General features: G+C 73.5%; 14 protein-coding genes and 1 pseudogene. 4 read left to right on the plus strand and 11 right to left on the minus strand.

The window, feature by feature from the left end; translation table 11 throughout:
- Nucleotides 1-47 precede the first annotated feature (47 nt).
- From CCN44_RS22255 to CCN44_RS22265, 3 genes and pseudogenes are all read right to left on the minus strand, one after another.
- A complete protein-coding gene (locus CCN44_RS22255) occupies nucleotides 48-299 on the minus strand; it encodes a phosphopantetheine-binding protein (RefSeq protein WP_059255999.1) in 252 nt (83 codons plus the stop codon).
- Between the two features lie 208 nt (nucleotides 300-507).
- Nucleotides 508-1,080: pseudogene (locus CCN44_RS47645) on the minus strand (acyltransferase domain-containing protein); the annotation flags it as partial.
- A gap of 37 nt (nucleotides 1,081-1,117) precedes the next feature.
- Nucleotides 1,118-2,014, minus strand: coding sequence for a proline iminopeptidase-family hydrolase (locus tag CCN44_RS22265; protein WP_086698927.1), 897 nt, complete (start codon nucleotides 2,012-2,014; stop codon nucleotides 1,118-1,120).
- 355 nt (nucleotides 2,015-2,369) lie between these two features.
- Here CCN44_RS22265 and CCN44_RS22270 point away from each other — a divergent pair, with 355 nt between their 5' ends.
- From CCN44_RS22270 to CCN44_RS22280, 3 genes are read left to right on the plus strand one after another with little or no spacing between them, the layout of a single operon-like run.
- A complete protein-coding gene (locus tag CCN44_RS22270) occupies nucleotides 2,370-3,602 on the plus strand; it encodes a cytochrome P450 (RefSeq protein WP_086698914.1) in 1,233 nt (410 codons plus the stop codon).
- Nucleotides 3,603-3,646: 44 nt separating this feature from the next.
- On the plus strand, nucleotides 3,647-4,882 hold the full coding sequence (locus CCN44_RS22275) for a cytochrome P450 (RefSeq protein ID WP_086698916.1): 1,236 nt from the start codon (nucleotides 3,647-3,649) through the stop codon (nucleotides 4,880-4,882).
- A 26-nt stretch (nucleotides 4,883-4,908) separates the two neighbouring features.
- Nucleotides 4,909-5,100, plus strand: a complete 192-nt coding sequence (locus tag CCN44_RS22280; RefSeq protein WP_059255992.1) for a ferredoxin — start codon at nucleotides 4,909-4,911, stop codon at nucleotides 5,098-5,100.
- A gap of 19 nt (nucleotides 5,101-5,119) precedes the next feature.
- On the opposite strand, the gene CCN44_RS22285 is transcribed toward CCN44_RS22280, so the two are convergent.
- The 6 genes from CCN44_RS22285 to CCN44_RS22310 all read right to left on the minus strand — a co-directional run bounded on the left by CCN44_RS22285 (nucleotide 5,120) and on the right by CCN44_RS22310 (nucleotide 12,381).
- Nucleotides 5,120-5,977, minus strand: a complete 858-nt coding sequence (locus CCN44_RS22285) for an SDR family oxidoreductase (protein ID WP_086698918.1) — start codon at nucleotides 5,975-5,977, stop codon at nucleotides 5,120-5,122.
- 89 nt (nucleotides 5,978-6,066) lie between these two features.
- Nucleotides 6,067-6,822: a thioesterase II family protein gene (locus CCN44_RS22290; RefSeq protein WP_086698921.1), complete on the minus strand. Its 756-nt coding sequence runs from the start codon at nucleotides 6,820-6,822 to the stop codon at nucleotides 6,067-6,069.
- A 252-nt stretch (nucleotides 6,823-7,074) separates the two neighbouring features.
- Nucleotides 7,075-7,719, minus strand: a complete 645-nt coding sequence (locus tag CCN44_RS22295) for a response regulator (RefSeq protein ID WP_059255987.1) — start codon at nucleotides 7,717-7,719, stop codon at nucleotides 7,075-7,077.
- The gene (locus CCN44_RS22300) at nucleotides 7,683-8,981 is read right to left on the minus strand and encodes a sensor histidine kinase (protein WP_208639813.1); all 1,299 of its coding nucleotides are present in this window, start codon (nucleotides 8,979-8,981) and stop codon (nucleotides 7,683-7,685) included. The genes CCN44_RS22295 and CCN44_RS22300 overlap by 37 nt, the downstream gene beginning before the upstream one ends.
- A gap of 86 nt (nucleotides 8,982-9,067) precedes the next feature.
- The gene (locus CCN44_RS22305) at nucleotides 9,068-11,578 is read right to left on the minus strand and encodes an FtsX-like permease family protein (RefSeq protein WP_059255985.1); all 2,511 of its coding nucleotides are present in this window, start codon (nucleotides 11,576-11,578) and stop codon (nucleotides 9,068-9,070) included.
- Nucleotides 11,578-12,381 (minus strand): ABC transporter ATP-binding protein, encoded by an 804-nt coding sequence (locus CCN44_RS22310; RefSeq protein ID WP_059255983.1) that lies wholly within the window; start codon nucleotides 12,379-12,381, stop codon nucleotides 11,578-11,580. Before CCN44_RS22310 ends, CCN44_RS22305 begins: the two co-directional genes overlap by 1 nt.
- Before the next feature lie 287 nt (nucleotides 12,382-12,668).
- Here CCN44_RS22310 and CCN44_RS22315 point away from each other — a divergent pair, with 287 nt between their 5' ends.
- Nucleotides 12,669-12,923 carry a hypothetical protein gene (locus tag CCN44_RS22315; RefSeq protein ID WP_059255981.1) on the plus strand — a complete coding sequence of 85 codons (255 nt, stop codon included), beginning with the start codon at nucleotides 12,669-12,671 and terminating at the stop codon, nucleotides 12,921-12,923.
- A 64-nt stretch (nucleotides 12,924-12,987) separates the two neighbouring features.
- On the opposite strand, the gene CCN44_RS22320 is transcribed toward CCN44_RS22315, so the two are convergent.
- The gene (locus CCN44_RS22320) at nucleotides 12,988-16,860 is read right to left on the minus strand and encodes a type I polyketide synthase (protein ID WP_086698925.1); all 3,873 of its coding nucleotides are present in this window, start codon (nucleotides 16,858-16,860) and stop codon (nucleotides 12,988-12,990) included.
- Nucleotides 16,861-16,883: 23 nt separating this feature from the next.
- Nucleotides 16,884-18,157 (minus strand): type I polyketide synthase (locus tag CCN44_RS22325; protein WP_143649908.1); only part of this gene is annotated, 1,274 nt, incomplete at its 5' end.

An 18,157-nucleotide genomic window follows, 5' to 3' on the forward strand; every position in this document is an offset into this window, starting at 1 on the left:
GGCCGGCCAGCGTGCCGTCCAGGGTGGGGTCCACGGTGTCCGCCCCGTCAGCTCGCGGTGCTCTGCAGCATGCCCCGCACGGTGTCCCAGAGCACACCGGCGGTGCGGAAGGTGTCCATGGTCAGCGCGCTGTCGCGGAAGCGGACCTGGTAGTCCTCCTCCAGGGTGCCGAGGAGCTGGACGGTCCCGAGCGAGTCCAGGCCGAGGTCCTTCAGGTCGGACTCCGGCGTCAGTTCCTCCTGCGGCGGCAGGAAGGGCAGGAAGGGGCGGAGTATCTGTTCGAACCGGTCGTCCCACATGGGGGCCTCCAAGGAGTCGGGCGGGGTCAGGCGGCGCGNNCAGCAGGGTGCGCAGCTCCTCGCCGGTGTGCAGCAGCCTGCCGTCCTGGTCGGCGACGACGGGCAGCGTGGGGTCGGCGAACGAGTAGCGGGACACCACCTCGCGCGCGGCCTTGTCGCGCAGCGGCCGGAACGCCGAGGCGTGCATCGGGGGCCGCATGGTGTACAGCGGGAGGCTGCCGACGGCGCGCAGCCGCTCCTGCATCCACTGCACGCGGTGCTCGGGGAGGGAGACCATGTAGAAGCCGTCGTCGACGTGGCAGGAGATCTCGTGCCACTCCCCCGCCGCGTCGAGGTCGGCGAGGATGGCGTCGAGCCCGTCGCGCGGGGCGCGGACGAAGGACAGGGTGACGATGTCCCGGTGCTCCTCGGCGAAGTACTCCTCCAGGCAGCGGGCGATCTCGGCGGTCAGCCGGATCGCGTCGGGCAGCTCCAGGGCGCCGGTGTAGGCGAGGGCGGCCTTCTCGCCGAAGCTGGCCCCGGCGACGATGCCGGGTTCCACGCCGAGGTGGTCCCGGGCCCAGTGGGCGCAGGCCAGGCAGTTGACGAGGAAGGCGACCTGGGCGGCCTCGGAGTAGTCGCCCGGGGAGGTCCGGAAGGCGTCCACGAGCGAGTAGCCGAGCGCCTCGTCGGCGACGGCGACCAGGTCCCGGGCGGCGGGGTGGGCCACCATGAACCTGCCCACCTCGGCGAACGGGACGGGTCCCATGCCGGGGAAGACGAGCGCGGTGTCGTGTGCCATGGCGGGATCCCCGCCTCCTTTCACGGACGCGTGGACGTCACAGGCCCTTGAGGAAGTCGGTCAGCACCGCGAAGAACCGCTCGGGTTCCTCCAGGTGCGGCAGGTGGCTGGACTCCTCGAAGATCTCCCAGCGCGCCCCGGGGATCTCGTCGTGGTACGGCTGGACGACGGCCGGCGTGGCCTCGTCGTGGCGACCGCTGATCAGCAGGGTGGGGGTGCGGATCCGGTGCAGTTCGCCGGTGATCGACCAGTCCTTCAGGGAGCCGATGACATGGAACTCGTTGGGTCCGTTCATCGCGTAGTAGACGGTCGGGTCGTTGTAGATCTCCATGAAGGAGGAGAGGAAGTCGCGGGGCCAGGGCGTCACACGGCACACGTGGCGGTCGTAGAAGACCCGCATCGCGGCGAGGTACTCCTCGCTGTCGTACGTGCCGGCCGCCTCGTGCCGCAGCAGGGCCTCCTGCACGTCCGGGGGCAGCTCGGCACGCAGCCGCGCCATCTCCTGCAACCACAGGGGGTACGAGGCCGGCGCGTTGGCGACGACCAGTCCGCGCAGACCGGGCGGGCCGGCCATGGCGTGCCGGGCGCACAGGGGGCCGCCCCAGGACTGGCCGAACAGCACGTAGTCGTCGGCGATCCCCAACCGCTGGACCAGGTTGGCCAGTTCCTGCTCGAACAGCTCGACGGTCCAGAACTCGGCGCCCTTGCCGGGCAGGTGGGTGGAGCCGCCGTTGCCCAGCTGGTCGTAGTGGACGACGGGCCAGCCGTCCTCGGCGAGCCGGGCCAGCGGCAGCAGGTAGTCGTGGGTGCTGCCCGGCCCGCCGTGCACGGCGACGACCGCCGGCCGGCCCGCGCCGAGTTCACCGGTCACCCGGTACCAGGTCCGGTACTCCCCGAAGGGGACGGTGCCCTTCGCGCTGGCTTCCGGGGACACGCTGATCACCTCTGCTCGGCTGCGGTACGCGGCGACGGCCGGGGCAGGACACCGGCCGGGACCGAAAGAGGCGGGGCGAGGGGGACCGGTGTCCGTGCCGTGGTCCCGCCCGTGCCTCCGCCGTGGTCCGCAGCCGACGCTAACCGCCCCCGCGCCGCCGCCAGACCCCTAACCGCCCCTAGGCGGCATCCCGGCGGACTGGGGGCACCCGGGCCGTGCGCCCGGGCCGGCTCCCTAGGGGCACCTAGGGGTTGGGGGCCCGGGCGGCGGCTGCTTAGCGTGCGGGGGACGACCGGCGCCGGGGTCCGGACCCGCTCCGGGCCCCCGTCTCCCCTCCCCGTGCGAAGAGGACCTGATGACTGCACCTGCCGAACCGGCCGACCAGGCCGCGCCGCCGGAGTTCCCGATGCGGCGGGCCTGCCCCTTCAGCCCGCCGGCCGCCTACGCCGAGCTGCGCGAGAGAGAACCGGTCTCCCGGGCGCGGCTGCGGGTCGACGGCAAGCCCGCCTGGCTGGTCACCCGGCACGACCTGTACAAGAAGCTGCTGGGCGACGAGCGGGTCAGCGCGAACCTGAAGCTGCCCGGGTATCCCCTTCAGGTACCGGTCCCGCAGGAGACGCTCCAGTCGGTGCCGCTGACCTTCCTGTCCATGGACCCGCCGGACCACACGGTCCAACGCCGGATGCTGGCACCGGAGTTCAGTGTCCGGCGGATGCGCGAGCTGCGCGGGCGGGTGCAGCAGATCGTGGACCAGCAGATCGACCAGATGCTCGCCAAGGGCGCGGACGGTCCGGTCGACCTGGTCACCGCCCTGGCGCTGCCGGTGCCGTCCCTGGTCATCTGCGAACTGCTCGGCGTCCCCTACGAGGACCACGGCCGGTTCGAGGAGTGGGCGTGGGCCATCATGAACCACGACATCAGCGACGAGGACCGGGGCGTCGCGCACTACGAGCTGGACCGGTACGTGGACGGCCTGGTCACCGCCAAGGAGCGCGAGCCGGGCGACGACATGATCAGCCGGCTGATCGAGTTCAACCGGCGCACGCCGGCGGTGGAGCACTCCGACATCGTCAGCATGTCCAAGCTGATGCTGGTCACCGGGCACGAGACCACCGCCAACATGATCGCGCTGGGGGTGCTGGCGCTGCTGGAGCACCCCGATCAGCTGGCCGCGGTCCGCGCGGAGCCGGAGCTGATGCCGAAGGCGGTGGAGGAACTGCTGCGGTTCTTCTCCATCTCCGACGCGGGCACCGCGCGGGTCGCCCTGGAGGACATCGAGCTGGGCGGGGTCACCATCCGGGCCGGCGACGGCATCCTGCCGCTGAACAACGCGGCCAACCACGACGAGCGGGTCTTCCCCGACCCCGACCGGCTCGACGTACGCCGCGAGGCCCGCAGCCACCTCGCGTTCGGCTACGGCGTCCACCAGTGCATCGGCCAGAACCTGGCGCGCATGGAGCTGGACGTCGTGTACTCCACGCTGTTCCGGCGGGTCCCGACGCTGCGCCTGGCCGCGCCGGTCGAGGAGCTGCGGTTCAAGGACGACGCCATCGTGTACGGCCTGTACGAGCTGCCCGTCACCTGGTGAACCCCGCATCCCCCTTCGTCACCGACTCCGTCCGAAAGGCAGCCATGACCCAGTCCGCCGACGCCGTGCCCGAGACGGGGGCGCCGCTTCCGCGGTTCCCGATGCGGCGCACCTGTCCGTTCAGCGAGCCGCGCGAGTACGCCGAGATGCGCGCGGACCGGCCGGTCTCGCGCGCCGAGCTGAAGGTGAACGACAAGCCGACCTGGCTGGTCACCCGGCACGAGCACGTCCGGCAGGTGCTGGGCGACAGCCGGGTCAGCTCCAATCTGAAACTGCCGGGCTATCCGCACCAGTTCCACATCCCCGAGGAGATGCTGGCCCAGGTGCGGCTGATGATGCTGAACATGGACCCGCCCGAGCACAGCGCCCAACGGCGGATGCTGATCCCCGAGTTCACCGCGCGGCGGGTGAAGGAGCTGCGCCCGCGCATCCAGCAGATCGTGGACGAGCACATCGACGCGATGCTGGCCGCGGGCGGCCCGGCGGACCTGGTGACCGCGCTCGCGCTGCCGGTGCCCTCGCTGGTGATCTGCGAACTGCTCGGCGTCCCCTACGAGGACCACGCCCGGTTCGAGGAGTGGTCGGCGGCGATGATGAACCACGATCTGAGCCCGGCGGAGTACGGGGCCGCGGTGCAGGCCCTGGACCTGTACCTCGACAAGCTCGTCACCCTCAAGGAGAACGAGCCCGGCGACGACCTGATCAGCCGGTTCCTGGAGAAGAACCGCACCGAGCGGGTCGCCGACCACGCCGACGTGGTGACGATGGCGCGGCTGATGCTGGTCGGGGGCCATGAGACGACGGCCAACATGATCGCGCTCGGGGTGCTGGCGCTGCTCCGGCACCCCGAGCAGCTGGCCGCGCTGCGGGCCGACCCGGCTCTGCTGCCGAACGCCGTCGAGGAGTTGCTCCGCGTCTTCTCCATCTCCGACTCCGGGACCGCGCGGGTCGCGACGGCGGACATCGAGGTCGGTGACGTCACCATCCGCGCCGGCGAGGGCATCCTGGCGCTGAACAACGCCGCCAACCACGACGAGTCCGTCTTCCCGGACCCGGGCACCCTCGACATCCACCGCAAGGAGGCCCGCAGCCACCTCGCGTTCGGCTACGGCATCCACCAGTGCATCGGCGCCAACCTCGCCCGGGTGGAGCTGGAGGCCGTCTACGGCACCCTGCTGCGCCGCGTCCCCGGCCTGCGCCTGGCCGCGCCGGTCGAGGAGCTGCGGTTCAAGGACGACGCCATGGTCTACGGCGTCTACGAACTCCCCGTCACCTGGTGACGGCCGACCCGAACGGAGTCCCCGTCATGCGTGTCACCGCCGACCGCGACCGGTGCGTGGGCTCCGGCCAGTGCGCGATGCTCAGCCCCGACGTGTTCGACCAGGACGACGACGGCCTCGTCCTGGTGCTGCGGGAGGAGCCGGCCGAGGACCTCCGCGAGGAGGTCCACCGGGCCGCCGACCTGTGTCCGGCACGCTCCCTCCACGTACACGGCTGAGGGCCCGGCGGGCGTCCTGCTAACGCGAGCGGGCGGGCCGGGGACCCGCGAGGGACTCGGCCTGCTCCAGGAAGCGGGGCAGCCACTGCTCGTGGGTGACGCCCGCCAGGAACTCCAGTGCCGTCTCGGCGTCCTTGCCGACCGCCGTGTGCAGCGGGGTACCGGGGTCGTCGGCGGCGGCGACGATCGCCGCCGCCGCGTCCGCGCAGTCGGCGGCGCCCTCCGCCACCCGGGCCAGGAACCGGTCCAGCCAGGCATGGTCCGCGCCGTACGGGTCGCTCTCGGCCGCCTGCCCGGCGGCGGACGTGCGCCGGACGGCGGAGGCGAAGCTGCCCGGTTCGAGGCACACCACGCGGATGCCGAACGGCTGGACCTCCGCGTGGAGCGCCTCGCTGAGCGCGCCCAGGGCGGCCTTGCTCGCCGCGTAGAAGCCGCCGTGCGGCACGGCGAACGTACGGCCCGCGAGCGAGGAGACGTTGACGATGACGCCGGTGCCGCGGGCGCGCATCCCGGGCAGGACGGCGCGGGCCACGCGCAGCGGACCCCAGAAGTTGGTCTCCATCAGGGTGCGCGCCCGGTCGAGCGGCATGGTCTCGACGGGTCCCGTGACGTCGGTGCCGGCGTTGTTCACCAGGACGTCGATCGGTCCGTGCCGGTCCTGCACCGCGGTGACGGCGGCGGTGACGGAGGCGTCGTCGGTGACATCCAGCCGGGGCACGTCGAGGGTGAGGCCCTCGGCGCGGGCGCGGCGGAGCAGCTCCTCGGCGCGGGCGGGGTCGCGGACACCGGCGTGCACACGGTCTCCGCGCCGCGCGAACGCGAGCGCCGTCTCCAGGCCGATGCCGCTGCTGCAACCGGTGATGAGGACCGACGTCATGACCGAACCGCCTGCTTTCCGGGTTGTCGGGGCGGGGAGCACTCGGCAGCCTAGGGAGGCGGTCTCGGGGTGTGAGCCCCTAGGGCCCCCTACCGTGCGCGGGCGTGGTCGGCCAGCAGCGCGAGGATCCGCTCCTGGTGCGCCGTCAGGTAGAAGTGACCGCCCGGGAACACGTGGCACTCCGCGGACGCGTCCGTGTGCCGTGACCAGGCGCGTGCCTCCTCCACGGTGACCTTGGGGTCGTCGTCGCCGACCAGGCTGACGACGGGGCACCGCAGGTCGGGGCCCGGCTCGTAGACGTAGGTCTCGGCGGCGCGGTAGTCGGCGCGGATAGCGGGCAGGGCCATGCGGATCAGTTCCTCGTCGTCGAGGATCGCCGCGTCCGTGCCGCTCAGCTTGCGCATCTCCGCGACGAGTCCGTCGTCGTCGCTGAGGTGGACGGACTCCTGGCGCGGGCAGGAGGGGGCCCGGCGGGCGGAGACGACGAGGGCCCGCGGGACCACGCCGTGGTCGCGTTCCAGCCGGCGGGCGATCTCGAAGCCGAGGGTGGCGCCCATGCTGTGGCCGAAGAGGAGCAGGGGGCGGTCCGTCCACGGCAGGAGGACGGGGGTGATCCGGTCGGCGAGTTCGGCGATGCTGGTGGCGCACGGCTCGGTGCGGCGGTCCTGGCGGCCCGGGTACTGCACGGCGAGCACGTCCACGGACGCCGGCATGCCCGCCGACACCGGGCGGTAAAAGGTGGCCGAGCCGCCCGCGTGCGGCAGGCACACCAGTCGGGCCGCCGCGTCCGGACGGGGGTGGTAGCGGCGGATCCACAGGCGGTCGTGCTCGGTGAGCGTGGTCATGGAGGCAGGGGTTCCCTTCCTGGCGGGGCCACGGCGCGGCGCGTGCACCGGCAGTCTCACGCGCGCGGTCCCCCTCCGGCCACCCCTACCCGCCCCAACGGGCCCGCTCGACAGCCGGCTTCGGCGGCTCCGTGCGACCTGCTGCACCGCCTCGGAGACCCGGAGTGGCTCGGCGCCGCGGTCTCCCGGCCGGCGCCGACGCCGCGGTGGACCCCCTCCCGGTCCGCCGGGTGAACGAAGTCGTCAACAAGCTCAGGCGTTGAGATACGCCAGCACCGCGAGCACCCGGCGGTTGCTGTCGCTCGACGGGGGCAGCATGAGCTTGGTGAAGATGTTGGAGATGTGCTTGGCCGCCGCGCCCTCGGTGATGGTGAGGCGCTGGGCGATGGCCGTGTTCGAGCAGCCCTCCGCCATCAGCTCCAGCACCTCCCGTTCGCGTGCGGTGAGCGCGGCCAGTGGCTCGTCCCGGGAGTGACTGGTCATCAACTGGGCGACCACGGCGGGGTCCATGGCCGTTCCGCCGGCCGCGACCCGGCGTACGGCGTCGATGAACTGCTCGTCGTCCAGCACGCTGTCCTTCAGCAGATAGCCGATGCCGCCGGTGCCGTCGGCCAGCAGCTCGCGGGCGTACATCTGCTCGACGTGCTGGGAGAGGACGAGGATCGGCAGGCCGGGCTGCTCCCGGCGGGCGGTCAGGGCGGCCTGGAGTCCCTCGGTGGTGAAGGTGGGCGGCAGCCGTACGTCGACGATGGCCACGTCGGGCTTGTGCTCGGTGAGCGCGGCGGCGAGATCCGTGCCGTTGTCGACGGCGGCGACCACCTCGACGTCGTACGCCTCCAGCAGTTGGATGATCCCCTGCCTCAGGAGGAAGAGGTCTTCGGCGAGGACAACGCGCACGGCAACTCCATTTTCATCACGGTCGGACCGCCCGGGGGACTGTCGATCTCCAGGACCCCGTCAAAGGATGCCAGCCGCCGTCGGATGCCCTCCAGACCGCTCCCGGCCGACACGTCCGCGCCACCGCGGCCGTCGTCGGTGACGCGCGCGTGCAGCGTGTCGTCCTCGCGCCAGGCGACGACCTCCACGCGCTGCGCGTCGGCGTGTTTCAAGGCGTTGGTGAGCAGCTCGGACACGGCGAAGTAGACGGCGGACTCGACCGGGTCGGGCAGCCGTGCCGGCAGGTCCACGACCACGGTGACGTGCAGCGGGCTGGCCAGGCCGAGGGCGCGCAGGGCGTCGGGCAGGCCCCGTTCGGCGAGGACCGGCGGGTGGATGCCGTGGACGAGGTCGCGCAGTTCGCGCAGGGCCTGCACGGAGGAGGTGCGCGCCTGCCGCAGCAGCCGCCGCGCCTCCTCCGGGTCCTGGGTCATCTTGCGGTCCACCGCACCGAGTTGGAGCCCCAGGCTGACCAGCCGCGCCTGTGCGCCGTCGTGCAGGTCCCGTTCGATGCGGCGCAGTTCGGCGGCCTGGATGTCGAGGGCGCCGGACCGGGTCTCCGACAAGTGCTGGACCCGGGAGGCGAGTTGGGACTGGCGGGTGGGGCCGAGCAGGAAGCGGACGAAGTAGGCGTACCCCTTGAGCACCGGTGCGCCGAGGAACAGCCAGCCGGTGAGCACGACGAGCGCCAGCAGGGCCGCGGCCAGCGCGGCCGGCCAGCTGCCGACCGTGACGAAGGCGTACCAGCGGCCCTGTCCGTCGTCCGCGAGGGGCCGCCACAGGCCGCAGGCCAGGAACAGCCCCTCCCCCGCGTAGTAGAGCAGCGCGGCCGGGACGAACCCGACCAGGCCGACGACGCAGTTGAGCAGCAGCCACAGCAGGTCCCGCCAGGTCGCGGGGTCGGCGAGGATCCATTTGCAGCGCCGCATCCAGCCGACGATGTCCTTCTCGATAACCTCCGGCTCGGGCCGGTAGGGCCGCTCGACGGGGACGCCGTAGCGTGCGGCGGCGCGCCGGTTGAGGTCGCACAGCCGGCGCACGGCCCGGGTCAGATAGGGCAGCGCGAGAAAGCCGATGCCGATGACGCACAGGATGACGAAGTAGGCGGTGGTGACGAAGAGGACGACCGACAGCAGGGCTCCGGTGGCGATGGCCACGCCGACCAGGGTGTCCAGGGTGGCGCGGCCGACTCGGCCGCGCCACGTGACCGGCACAGTCTTCATGTCCTCATGCTCCCATCCCCGGCCGCCGGTCATGGAGGGGCCGCCCCCGCTCGGGGGATGCGGGGACGGCCCGGCCAGGGGGTGGCTCACGCGGCCTTCACCGTGTCCACGGCGGGGCTGCGCATGCCGCGCCAGGACGGCAGCAGCGTGGCGCCGAACACCAGCAGCAGGGATCCGCCGACGATGGCGAGGTAGACGCCGATGGATCCGGAGGGCAGGTAGGAGTCGCTCTTGACCAGGCTGTAGGGGACGATGGTGGTCGCGGAGGCGATCGTGCCGAGGATGGTGGCGATGACGCCGATCAGCAGCCCCTCGACGGTCAGCATGCCGAGCACCTGGGCGCGGGTCGCGCCGGTGAGCCGCTGGAGGCCGAACTCCGCGCGCCGTTTCCGGGTCACCGACACCAGGGTGTTGACGACGGTGATGGCCGCGTACCCGACGATCATCGCGACGATGGTGTAGTTGGCGGACACCAGGATCTGCTGGATCTGGTTGTTCCGGCCGGCCAGCGAGGCGCTGTCGTCCAGTTCGGTGCCGGGCACCCGGGCGGCCAGCGCGGCGAGGCGGTCGTGGACCTCGGCCGCGCTGCCCCGCGCGGCGCGGACCAGGATCTGGTGCGGCAGCCCGTCGCCGGTGTGCGGGGCGAGAGCGGCCGCGGGCAGCGTCAGGTACTGCTGCTTGGGGTTGTCGGTGTAGAGGGCCACGACGGTGGGGCGTACGGCGGCGCCGTCCCCGAGGTGCATCGGCAGCCGGTCGCCGACCCGCACGCCGTACTCCCGGGCCTTCTTGTCCGACAGGGCCACGGTGTCCCCGCGCAGCCCGGACAGGGAGCCGGCGACCACGGACAGGTCCAGGCTCTGCCGCACGCCCTCGGCGGAGACGCCGCGCAGGTCGATCTGGGCGGGGCCGCCGGGGCGGTCCACGAAGCCGCGGCTGGTGACGAACTCGGAGGCCGCGGCCACTCCGGGCGTGGCGCGCACCCGGTCCACGACGCCGGGGGCGAATCCGCCCGTGGTGGAGTCGAGGACGTAGTCGGCGAGGATGTTGCGGTCGTAGGAGGTCCGGGAGACGTGGTCCTCGGTGGACTGCATGTACAGGGTGCCGGTGGCGATGCCGATGAGCAGGACGATCGGCGCGACCGCGCCGGCCATGCGGACGTTGGCGGTGGCGGCGTTGCGCAGCGCCAGCCGGCCGGAGAGTCCGGAGAGGGCCCGGACCGGCAGGCGGAGCAGCGCCACCATGGCCTTGGTGATGCCGGGGGCGAGCAGGGCGAGGCCGATGCAGAACAGCACGGAGGCGGGTCCGGCGGTGCTGGCGAGGGTGGGGCCGTCCTCCATGACGGTGGCGGTGGCGACGGCCAGGCCGATGCCGTTGGCGAGGAAGAACAGCGCGAGCAGCAGCCGGGGCACGCTGAACCAGCGGGTGCCGGCGGTGGATTCGGCCAGCGCGGCGACGGGTTCGGTGCGGGCGGCGCGCCGTCCGGCGAAGCGGGTGGCGCCGGCCGCGGCGAGCACGGTGACGACCGCTCCGACGGCCATCGGGATCCAGCCCGCGTGGTAGACGATCGCCGAGGACACCACGCCGCTGGCGGTCAGCACCCCGAACAGCAGCCGGCCGATGGCGTATCCGGGCAGCAGGGCGAGGAGCACGGAGGCCACGGACAGCACGGCCGTCTCGGTGAGGATCATGCGGCGCAGCTGGTGCGGGGTGGAGCCGACGGCGCGCAGCAGGGCCATCTCGCGGGCGCGCTGCTGGAGGGACAGGCCGAGGGTGGAGGCGACACCGAACATGACGATCAGGACGACCGAGGAGCCGAAGACCGCGGCGAGGATGACGACGGTGCGCTTGCTGGACAGGGTGCCGGGCAGTTCGGCCAGGCCCCGGCGCTCACCGGTGAGCACCTCGGCGCGGTCCCCGACCGCGGCGCGCACCGCGTCCGCCAGCGCGGCGGTGCCGGTGCCGGCATTGGGCAGGACGCCGATGGAGTCGATCCGGCCGCCGGCGAGGGTGCGTGCCTCGTCGTCGGTGAAGAACACGGCGGCGTCGGGGTTGTGGTCGCCGCGCTGCTCGGCGATGCCGCTGACCTGGAACCGCCGGACGGTGCCCTGGACGACGACGTCGACCGTGGACCCCGGGCGCGCGCCGGCGCGCCGGGCGAGGTCCGCGTCGAGGACGGCCTCGCCGCCGGTGACGGGGGGTGAACCGGCGGCGAGGGTATAGGGGGTGAGCCGGGCGGAGGCCCAGCCGTGGCCGTAGGAGTCGGCCTTGCCGCTGACCGGCTTGCCGTCCTTGAGGACGGTGGCCGGGACGGACACGTCGCCGACGGCAGCGCGCACGCCCCGTACCTCGGCCACCCGGCCGACCAGGCCGGGGTCGATGCGGTGCCGCTCCGTCAGGGCGGTGGAGTCGTGGGTCTGCTCGCCGGTGACGACGATCGGGGCCTCCCGCAGGCGCTGCGGGTCGGCGGCCATGCGGACGCCGGTCTCCATCAGGCCGCCGCAGCCGATGACGATGGCGGCGCCGAGGAACATGGCGAGGAAGGTCGCGACGAAGCTCGTCCTGCGGAACTTCAGGGTGCGCAGTGCCAGGCGCCACATCAGTACCGGCCCCCCGAGTGCTGCGGCGTGCTCTGCCGGTGGGTCTCGTCCTCCCAGGCGCCGAGCCGGGTCATCCGCGCGGCGACGGCGTCGGCCGTCGGCCGGTGCAGTTCGCCGGCGAAGGCGCCGTCGGCGAGGAAGACGACGCGGTCGGCGTAGGACGCGGCCACCGGGTCGTGGGTGACCATGACCAGGGTCTGGCGGGCGGTGTCGACGGACTCGCGCAGCAGGGCGAGCACGGACGCGGCGGTGCGGGTGTCCAGGGCGCCGGTGGGTTCGTCGGCGAAGACCACGGCGGGCCGGGTCACCAGGGCGCGGGCGATGGCGACGCGCTGCTGCTGGCCGCCGGACAGCTGGGACGGCAGGTGGCCGAGCCGCTCGGCCAGGCCGACCCGCTGTACGACGGTGCGGATCAGGGCCTTGTCGGGCCGCTGTCCGGCCAGCTGCAGCGGCAGGGTGATGTTCTCCATGACGGTCAGCGCGGGCAGCAGGTTGAAGGACTGGAAGATGAAGCCGATCCGGTCGCGGCGCAGCTTGGTCAGCCGGGTGTCGTCCAGGCCGGCGAGGTCGGTGCCGCCGACGGTGACCGTGCCGGAGCTGGGCTGGACCAGTCCCGCGGCGCAGTGCAGGAAGGTGCTCTTGCCCGATCCGGACGGTCCCATCACGGCGGTGAAGGTGCCGTCGGCGAAGCTCATGGTGAGCCCGCGGAGCGCGGCCACCTGGCTGTCTCCCCGGCCATAGGTCTTCGACACGGCGTCCAGCCGTACCGCCTCCGCCCGGCGGAGGTCGTGTGAAGTGTGCACTCGGGCTCCCCTACGAGATATCGCGTTTCTCACGCGGTGTCTGAAGACCAGATTAGGAACGGCGGGCCCGCGGCACATTGGCATTCTCCGGCCGGTTGGAGGTAGAGGTTTCTCTACCTCGGCAGGGCAGGTTCCGTCAGGGCTCCGGTCAGTTTCGTGCGGTGGTGTCACCACTGTGCGCGCTTTTTGACTCCCCTTCAAAAGGGCTGGTTGCCACCCGTGTCCCCGGGTGTGTCTGCGGGTACGGTCGAAACCGTCCGAAGAATCTACGGAAGATGGGAAGTCCCATGGCCAGGAGGCCTGACCAGGAGCTGACCGCGCAGGTCCGGCCCGACGGATATCTGGAGCTGATCTCCCGCCGCACGGGGAAGCGGCACCGGTGCGGCCCGCGCGGCACGACGATGTGGCTGGCGCTCCAGCGCAGCGGCTGGCAGCCGGAATTGGCCGCGGATGAAATAGCCTTGCACTTAGGGATCGATCCGGACAGTGTCCGCTGTGATATCCAGGCGTGGCTGGCACATTTCCGCGAGGCGGGCGAGTGAAAAAGCGGGGCGCGGGCGCCTTTTCGGCCGCCCCCGCCCCGTCGCGTTCGGCTTCCGCCGGGTTTCAGGGAGTGCCGGCGCGGGCCGTCGCCGGCAGCCACGCCTCCACCGCCTCGGCGGTGGTCCGCGCGTGCTCCTCCAGAATCGTGAAGTGCGTGCCGGGCACGTCGGCCGGCTCGTGCGCGGCGGGCCAGGTGGCCCGCCAGTCCTCGGTGCCGGTGGCGAAGGACTCCTCGGGCCGCACGAACAGCACCGGCGCCGTGAGGGCGCCCGGCGGGCAGTGCTGGATCAGGTCGCTGTAGCGGCTCATGGCGGCGAGGCGGGCGGTTCCGAAGCCGCCGAGGGACGACTCGCGGTCGAGCATGCCGTCGAACATCTGCCGCCACAGGTCGTCCTTGCCGTCGTCCCCGGGCAGATAGGTGTCCAGCAGCACCACGCCGGCGGCCGGCTGCCCGGCCTTCTCCATGATCTCGGCCGCCGCGTGGGCGAACTGGCCGCCGGAGGAGTAGCCGACGAGCACGTACGGCCGCTCGTCCGGGCAGGCCCGGCGGATGCCCTCGACGACGGCCTCCACCACCGCGTCCACCGAGCGGGGCAGGGCCTCGCCGGGGCCGAAGCCGGGCATCGCGGGCACCAGCACGTCCCGGCGGCCCTGGAAGTGCCGGGCGAAGCGGGCGTACTGGTGGGCGCCGCCGAGCGCCATCGGGGAGGGCAGGCACACCAGCCGCGGCGAGGTGCCGCCGGTGGCCAGCCGCACCGGGTCGGCGACGGTGCCGAGTTCGGCCAGGGAGGAGAAGCCGGGGAGGATCTCGGCGACCGCGTGCAGCAGGTCGACGGCCTGGGCCATCCGCCCGTCGGCCGCCGCCCGCCGCACCAGAGCACTGACCGTTGCGAAGCCGTCGGCATCGGTGTGGTCCCGGGCGCCGTCCGCCGGGTCATCGCACAGGGCGGCGGCGAGGGCGGCCGGGGAGGGGTGGTCGAAGACGACACCGGCCGGCAGGGTGCGGCCCAGGGCGGTGCCGAGGGCGCCCCTCAGCTCGGCCGCGGAGACGGAGTCCATGCCGATCTCCAGGAAGACTGCGTCGGGTTCGACGGCGTCCGGTCCCGCGTGGCCGAGGATCGCGGCGGTCTGGGCGCGGATCATGTCGGTCAGCAGCGCCTCCCGCTCGGCCGGCGGGGCATCGGCCAGCCGCTGCCGCAGCGGCTCGGCGTCCGCGCCTTCGACGGCCGCGGCGTGCGGTACGGGCTCGGTGAGCGGACCGGCGGTGAGGGCGACCTCCGCGTTCAGCCAGTACCGTGCGCGCCGGAAGGCGTAGGTGGGCAGGTCCGCGCGGGCCGTACCGGGGAAGAGCGCCGCCCAGTCGGGGGCGAGGCCGTCGGTGTACAGCCGGGCGAGGCCGGACATGAGCGCGGTGGGCTCACTGCCGTGGCGGCGGCCGAGCGCGACGAAGACGGCGCCGTCGGCTTCCGCGCACGCGCGGGCGAGGCCGGTCAGCACGGCGTCGGGGCCGAGTTCGACGAAGCGGCCGGCGCCCGACGCGGTGAGGGCGGCGACGGCGTCGGCGAACCGGACCGTCTCCCGCACGTGCCGCACCCAGTGTCCGGGGTCGCGCAGTTGCTCGCCGTCGGCGAGCCGGCCGGTGAGCGCGGACACCACGGGGATGCTCGGCTGGTGGTACGTCAGCTTCTCGGCCACCGCGCGGAATGCGTCGAGCATGCCGTCCATGAGGGGCGAGTGGAAGGCGTGCGAGACGGCGAGCCGCTTGGTCCTCGCGAAGCCCTCGGCGGCGGCGAGCACCGCGTCCTCCTCGCCGGACAGGACCACGGAGGACGGGCCGTTGACGGCGGCGAGCCCGACGCGGTCGTCCAGCAGGTGCCGCACCTCGTCCTCGGTGGCCTGTACGGCGACCATCGCGCCGCCTGCCGGCAGCGCCTGCATGAGCCGGCCGCGGGCGGTGACCAGGGTGCAGGCGTCGTCCAGGTCGAGGACACCGGCCACGTGGGCGGCGGCGAGTTCGCCGACGGAGTGCCCGGCCAGGAGGTCGGGCCGCACGCCGAAGGACTCCAGCAGCCGGAACAGGGCCACCTCGAAGGCGAACAGGGCCGTCTGCGCGTACTGCGTGCGGTGGAGAACGTCGGCGTCGTCACCGGCGAGCACCCCGGCGAGGTCCAGGCCGAGCCGGGCGTCGACGGCGTCGAAGGCGTCGGCGAACACCGGGTAGCGGGCGCGGAGTTCGAGTCCCATGCCGAGGCGCTGGGCGCCCTGGCCGGTGAAGAGGAAGGCCGTGCGGGTTCCGGTGCGCGCCCGGCCGGTGGCGGCGGCGGGTGCGGGGGCACCGGTGGCGAGGGCGTGCAGGGCGGCGAGCAGTTCCTCGCGGTCGGTGCCGGTGACGGCGGCGCGGTGGTCGAAGGCGGTGCGCCGGGTGCCGAGGGCCCGGGCGACGGCCGCCGGGTGCAGGTCGGGCCGGTCCGCCAGGAAGGCGTGCAGACGCTCGGCCTGCGCGGGGAGGGCCGCCGGGGTACGGGCGGACAGGGGCCAGACGACGGCGGGGGCGTCCGGCTCGGTGTCCGTCGTCCGCTCCGCCGCGGGCGCCTCCTCGATGATGGCGTGGGCGTTGGTGCCGCTGATGCCGAAGGAGGACACACCGGCGCGGCGCGGCCGATCGGTGCGCGGCCAGGGCCGGGGCTCCGTCAGCAGGCTGACCCGGCCGGTGTCCCAGTCGACCTTCGTGGACGGCCGGTCCACGTGCAGCGTCTTCGGGAGCGTCTCGTGCCGCATCGCCATGACCATCTTGATGACGCCGGCGACACCGGCGGCGGCCTGGGTGTGCCCGATGTTGGACTTGACCGAGCCGAACCACAGCGGCGCGTCCGACGGGCGGTCCTGACCGTAGGTGGCCAGCAGCGCCTGCGCCTCGATCGGGTCACCCAGCGTCGTCCCCGTCCCGTGCGCCTCCACCGCGTCCACGTCCGCGGCCGACAACCGGGCCGAGGCGAGCGCCTGCCGGATCACCCGCTGCTGCGACGGACCGTTCGGCGCCGTCAGACCGTTGGACGCACCGTCCTGGTTCACGGCGGACCCGCGGACGACGGCCAGCACCGGATGCCCGTTGCGCCGCGCGTCCGACAACCGCTCCAGGACCAGGACGCCCAGCCCCTCGGAGAACCCGGTGCCCGCCGCGTCGTTGGCGAAGGAGCGGCAGCGCCCGTCCGGGGAGAGGGCGCCCTGCCTGCTGAACTCCACGTACGTGCCCGGCGAGGCCATCACCGTCACTCCCCCGGCCAGCGCCAGCGTGCACTCGCCCTGCCGCAGCGCCTGCGCGGCCAGGTGCAGGGTGACGAGCGAGGAGGAGCAGGCGGTGTCGACGCTGAGGGTCGGGCCCTCCAGGCCGAGGGTGTAGGCGACGCGGCCGGAGACGAGGCTGCCGGAGCCGAAGCTGCCGAAGTAGTCGTGGTACATGACGCCCGCGAAGACGCCGGTGCGGCTGCCGCGCAGCGAGACCGGGTCGATGCCGGCGTTCTCCAGGGCCTCCCAGGAGCCTTCGAGCAGCAGCCGCTGCTGCGGGTCCATGACGAGGGCCTCGTTCGGGCTGATACCGAAGAACGCGGCGTCGAAGTCGCCGGCGTCGTGCAGGAAGCCGCCCTGCCGGGTGCGGGAGCGGCCCGGAGTGCCCGGTGCCGGGTCGTACAGGTCCGGGTCCCAGCCGCGGTCGTCGGGGAAGTCGGTGATGCCCTCCGCGCCGTCCGCGACCAGGCGCCACAGGTCCTCCGGGGACCGGACGCCGCCCGGGTAGCGGCAGGCCATGCCGACGATCGCGACCGGTTCCCGGGCCGCCGCGGTCAGCGCGCGGTTGCGTTCCCGCAGCCGCTCGATCTCCTTCAGCGAGGCGCGCAGCGCCTCGACCATCCTGGTGTCCGGCTTCTCGGACTCGGCCATGGTCCTCTTCCTTGTCGGCGTCGTCACAGGGCGTCGTCGTCCCCGACGAGATCGTCGAGGGCCATGCTGATCAGGCTCTCGGCGTCCATCGCGTCGATCGGCGCGCGGCGGGGCCCGTCGTCGGCGGCCGGCTCCGGCGCGGGCCGCAGTCCGGCGAGTTCCAGCAGGCTGTCCAGCAAGCCGGCCTCGCGGAGCCGTCCCACCGGGATGGCGGTGAGCGCGGCCCGCACGGTGGCCTCCTCGTCACCGGAGCCGCCGTCGGTGCGCGGGGCCAGCTCGGCGGCGAGGTGGTCGGCGAGCCCGGACGGCGTGGGGTGGTCGAAGACGAGGGTGGCGGTCAGCCGCAGCCCGGTGGCCTCGTTGAGCCGGTTGCGGAACTCGACGGCGGTCAGCGAGTCGAAACCGAGGTCCTTGAACGGCAGGTCGGCCTCGAACTCCTCGATTCCGAGCACCGCCCGGGCCTCGTCCCGCACCAGCCGCAGCAGTCGTTCGGCGCGTTCCGCGGGGGCGAGCGCGGTCAGTTCGCGGCGCAGTGCCGAGGCGGCGGCCGACGCCCCGGGCCCGGTCCGGCGCGGCGCGCGCACCAGGGAGCGGAGCAGCGGGGCGGTGCGGGCGGCGTCGCGCGGCGCCAGGTCGAGGCGGGCGGGCAGCAGCACCGGTTCGGCGCGGGTCACGCCCGTGTCGAACAGGGCGAGCCCCGTCTCCGTGTCGAGCGGGAGCACACCGCCCGAGGCCATGCGGCGGGTGTCGGTGTCGCCGAGCCGGTCGGCCATGCCGCCGCTGCCGGCCCAGGCGCCCCAGGCGAGCGAGACCGCGGGCAGGCCGAGCGCCCTGCGGTGGGCGGCGAGGGCGTCGAGGAAGGTGTTGCCGGCGGCGTAGCCGGCCTGGCCGGGGCTGCCGAGCAGGCCGGCCGCGGAGGAGAAGAGCACGAACGCCGTCAGGGGCCGCTCCCGGGTCAGTTCGTGCAGGTGCCAGGCGGCGTCCAGCTTCGGCCGCAGCACCGTGTCCAGCCGCTCGGGGGTGAGCGAGGTGAGGACGGCGTCGGCGAGGACGCCGGCGGTGTGCACGACCGCGGAGACCGGGTGCTCGTCCAGGACGCGGGCGAGGGCGGCGCGGTCGGCGGCGTCACAGGCGACGACGGTCGCCTGTGCGCCGAGCCCGGCGAGTTCCTCCAGCAGCTCGGCCGCGCCGGGCGCCTCGGGTCCGCCGCGGCTGAGCAGCACCAGCCGCTCGGCGCCGTGCGCGCTGACCAGGTGCCGGGCGACCAGCCGGCCCAGGGCGCCGGTGCCGCCGGTGA

The sequence above is a fragment of the Streptomyces tricolor genome (assembly GCF_002155905.1).
GTDB lineage: Bacteria > Actinomycetota > Actinomycetes > Streptomycetales > Streptomycetaceae > Streptomyces > Streptomyces tricolor.

Coding starts and splice junctions, on each gene's coding strand:
- CCN44_RS22255 (WP_059255999.1), bottom strand. CDS start 299: ATGTGGGACGACCGGTTCGAACAGATACTCCGCCCCTTCCTGCCCTTC.
- CCN44_RS22270 (WP_086698914.1), top strand. CDS start 2,370: ATGACTGCACCTGCCGAACCGGCCGACCAGGCCGCGCCGCCGGAGTTC.
- CCN44_RS22280 (WP_059255992.1), top strand. CDS start 4,909: ATGCGTGTCACCGCCGACCGCGACCGGTGCGTGGGCTCCGGCCAGTGC.
- CCN44_RS22300 (WP_208639813.1), bottom strand. CDS start 8,981: ATGAAGACTGTGCCGGTCACGTGGCGCGGCCGAGTCGGCCGCGCCACC.
- CCN44_RS22285 (WP_086698918.1), bottom strand. CDS start 5,977: ATGACGTCGGTCCTCATCACCGGTTGCAGCAGCGGCATCGGCCTGGAG.
- CCN44_RS22275 (WP_086698916.1), top strand. CDS start 3,647: ATGACCCAGTCCGCCGACGCCGTGCCCGAGACGGGGGCGCCGCTTCCG.
- CCN44_RS22290 (WP_086698921.1), bottom strand. CDS start 6,822: ATGACCACGCTCACCGAGCACGACCGCCTGTGGATCCGCCGCTACCAC.
- CCN44_RS22305 (WP_059255985.1), bottom strand. CDS start 11,578: ATGTGGCGCCTGGCACTGCGCACCCTGAAGTTCCGCAGGACGAGCTTC.
- CCN44_RS22315 (WP_059255981.1), top strand. CDS start 12,669: ATGGCCAGGAGGCCTGACCAGGAGCTGACCGCGCAGGTCCGGCCCGAC.
- CCN44_RS22320 (WP_086698925.1), bottom strand. CDS start 16,860: ATGGCCGAGTCCGAGAAGCCGGACACCAGGATGGTCGAGGCGCTGCGC.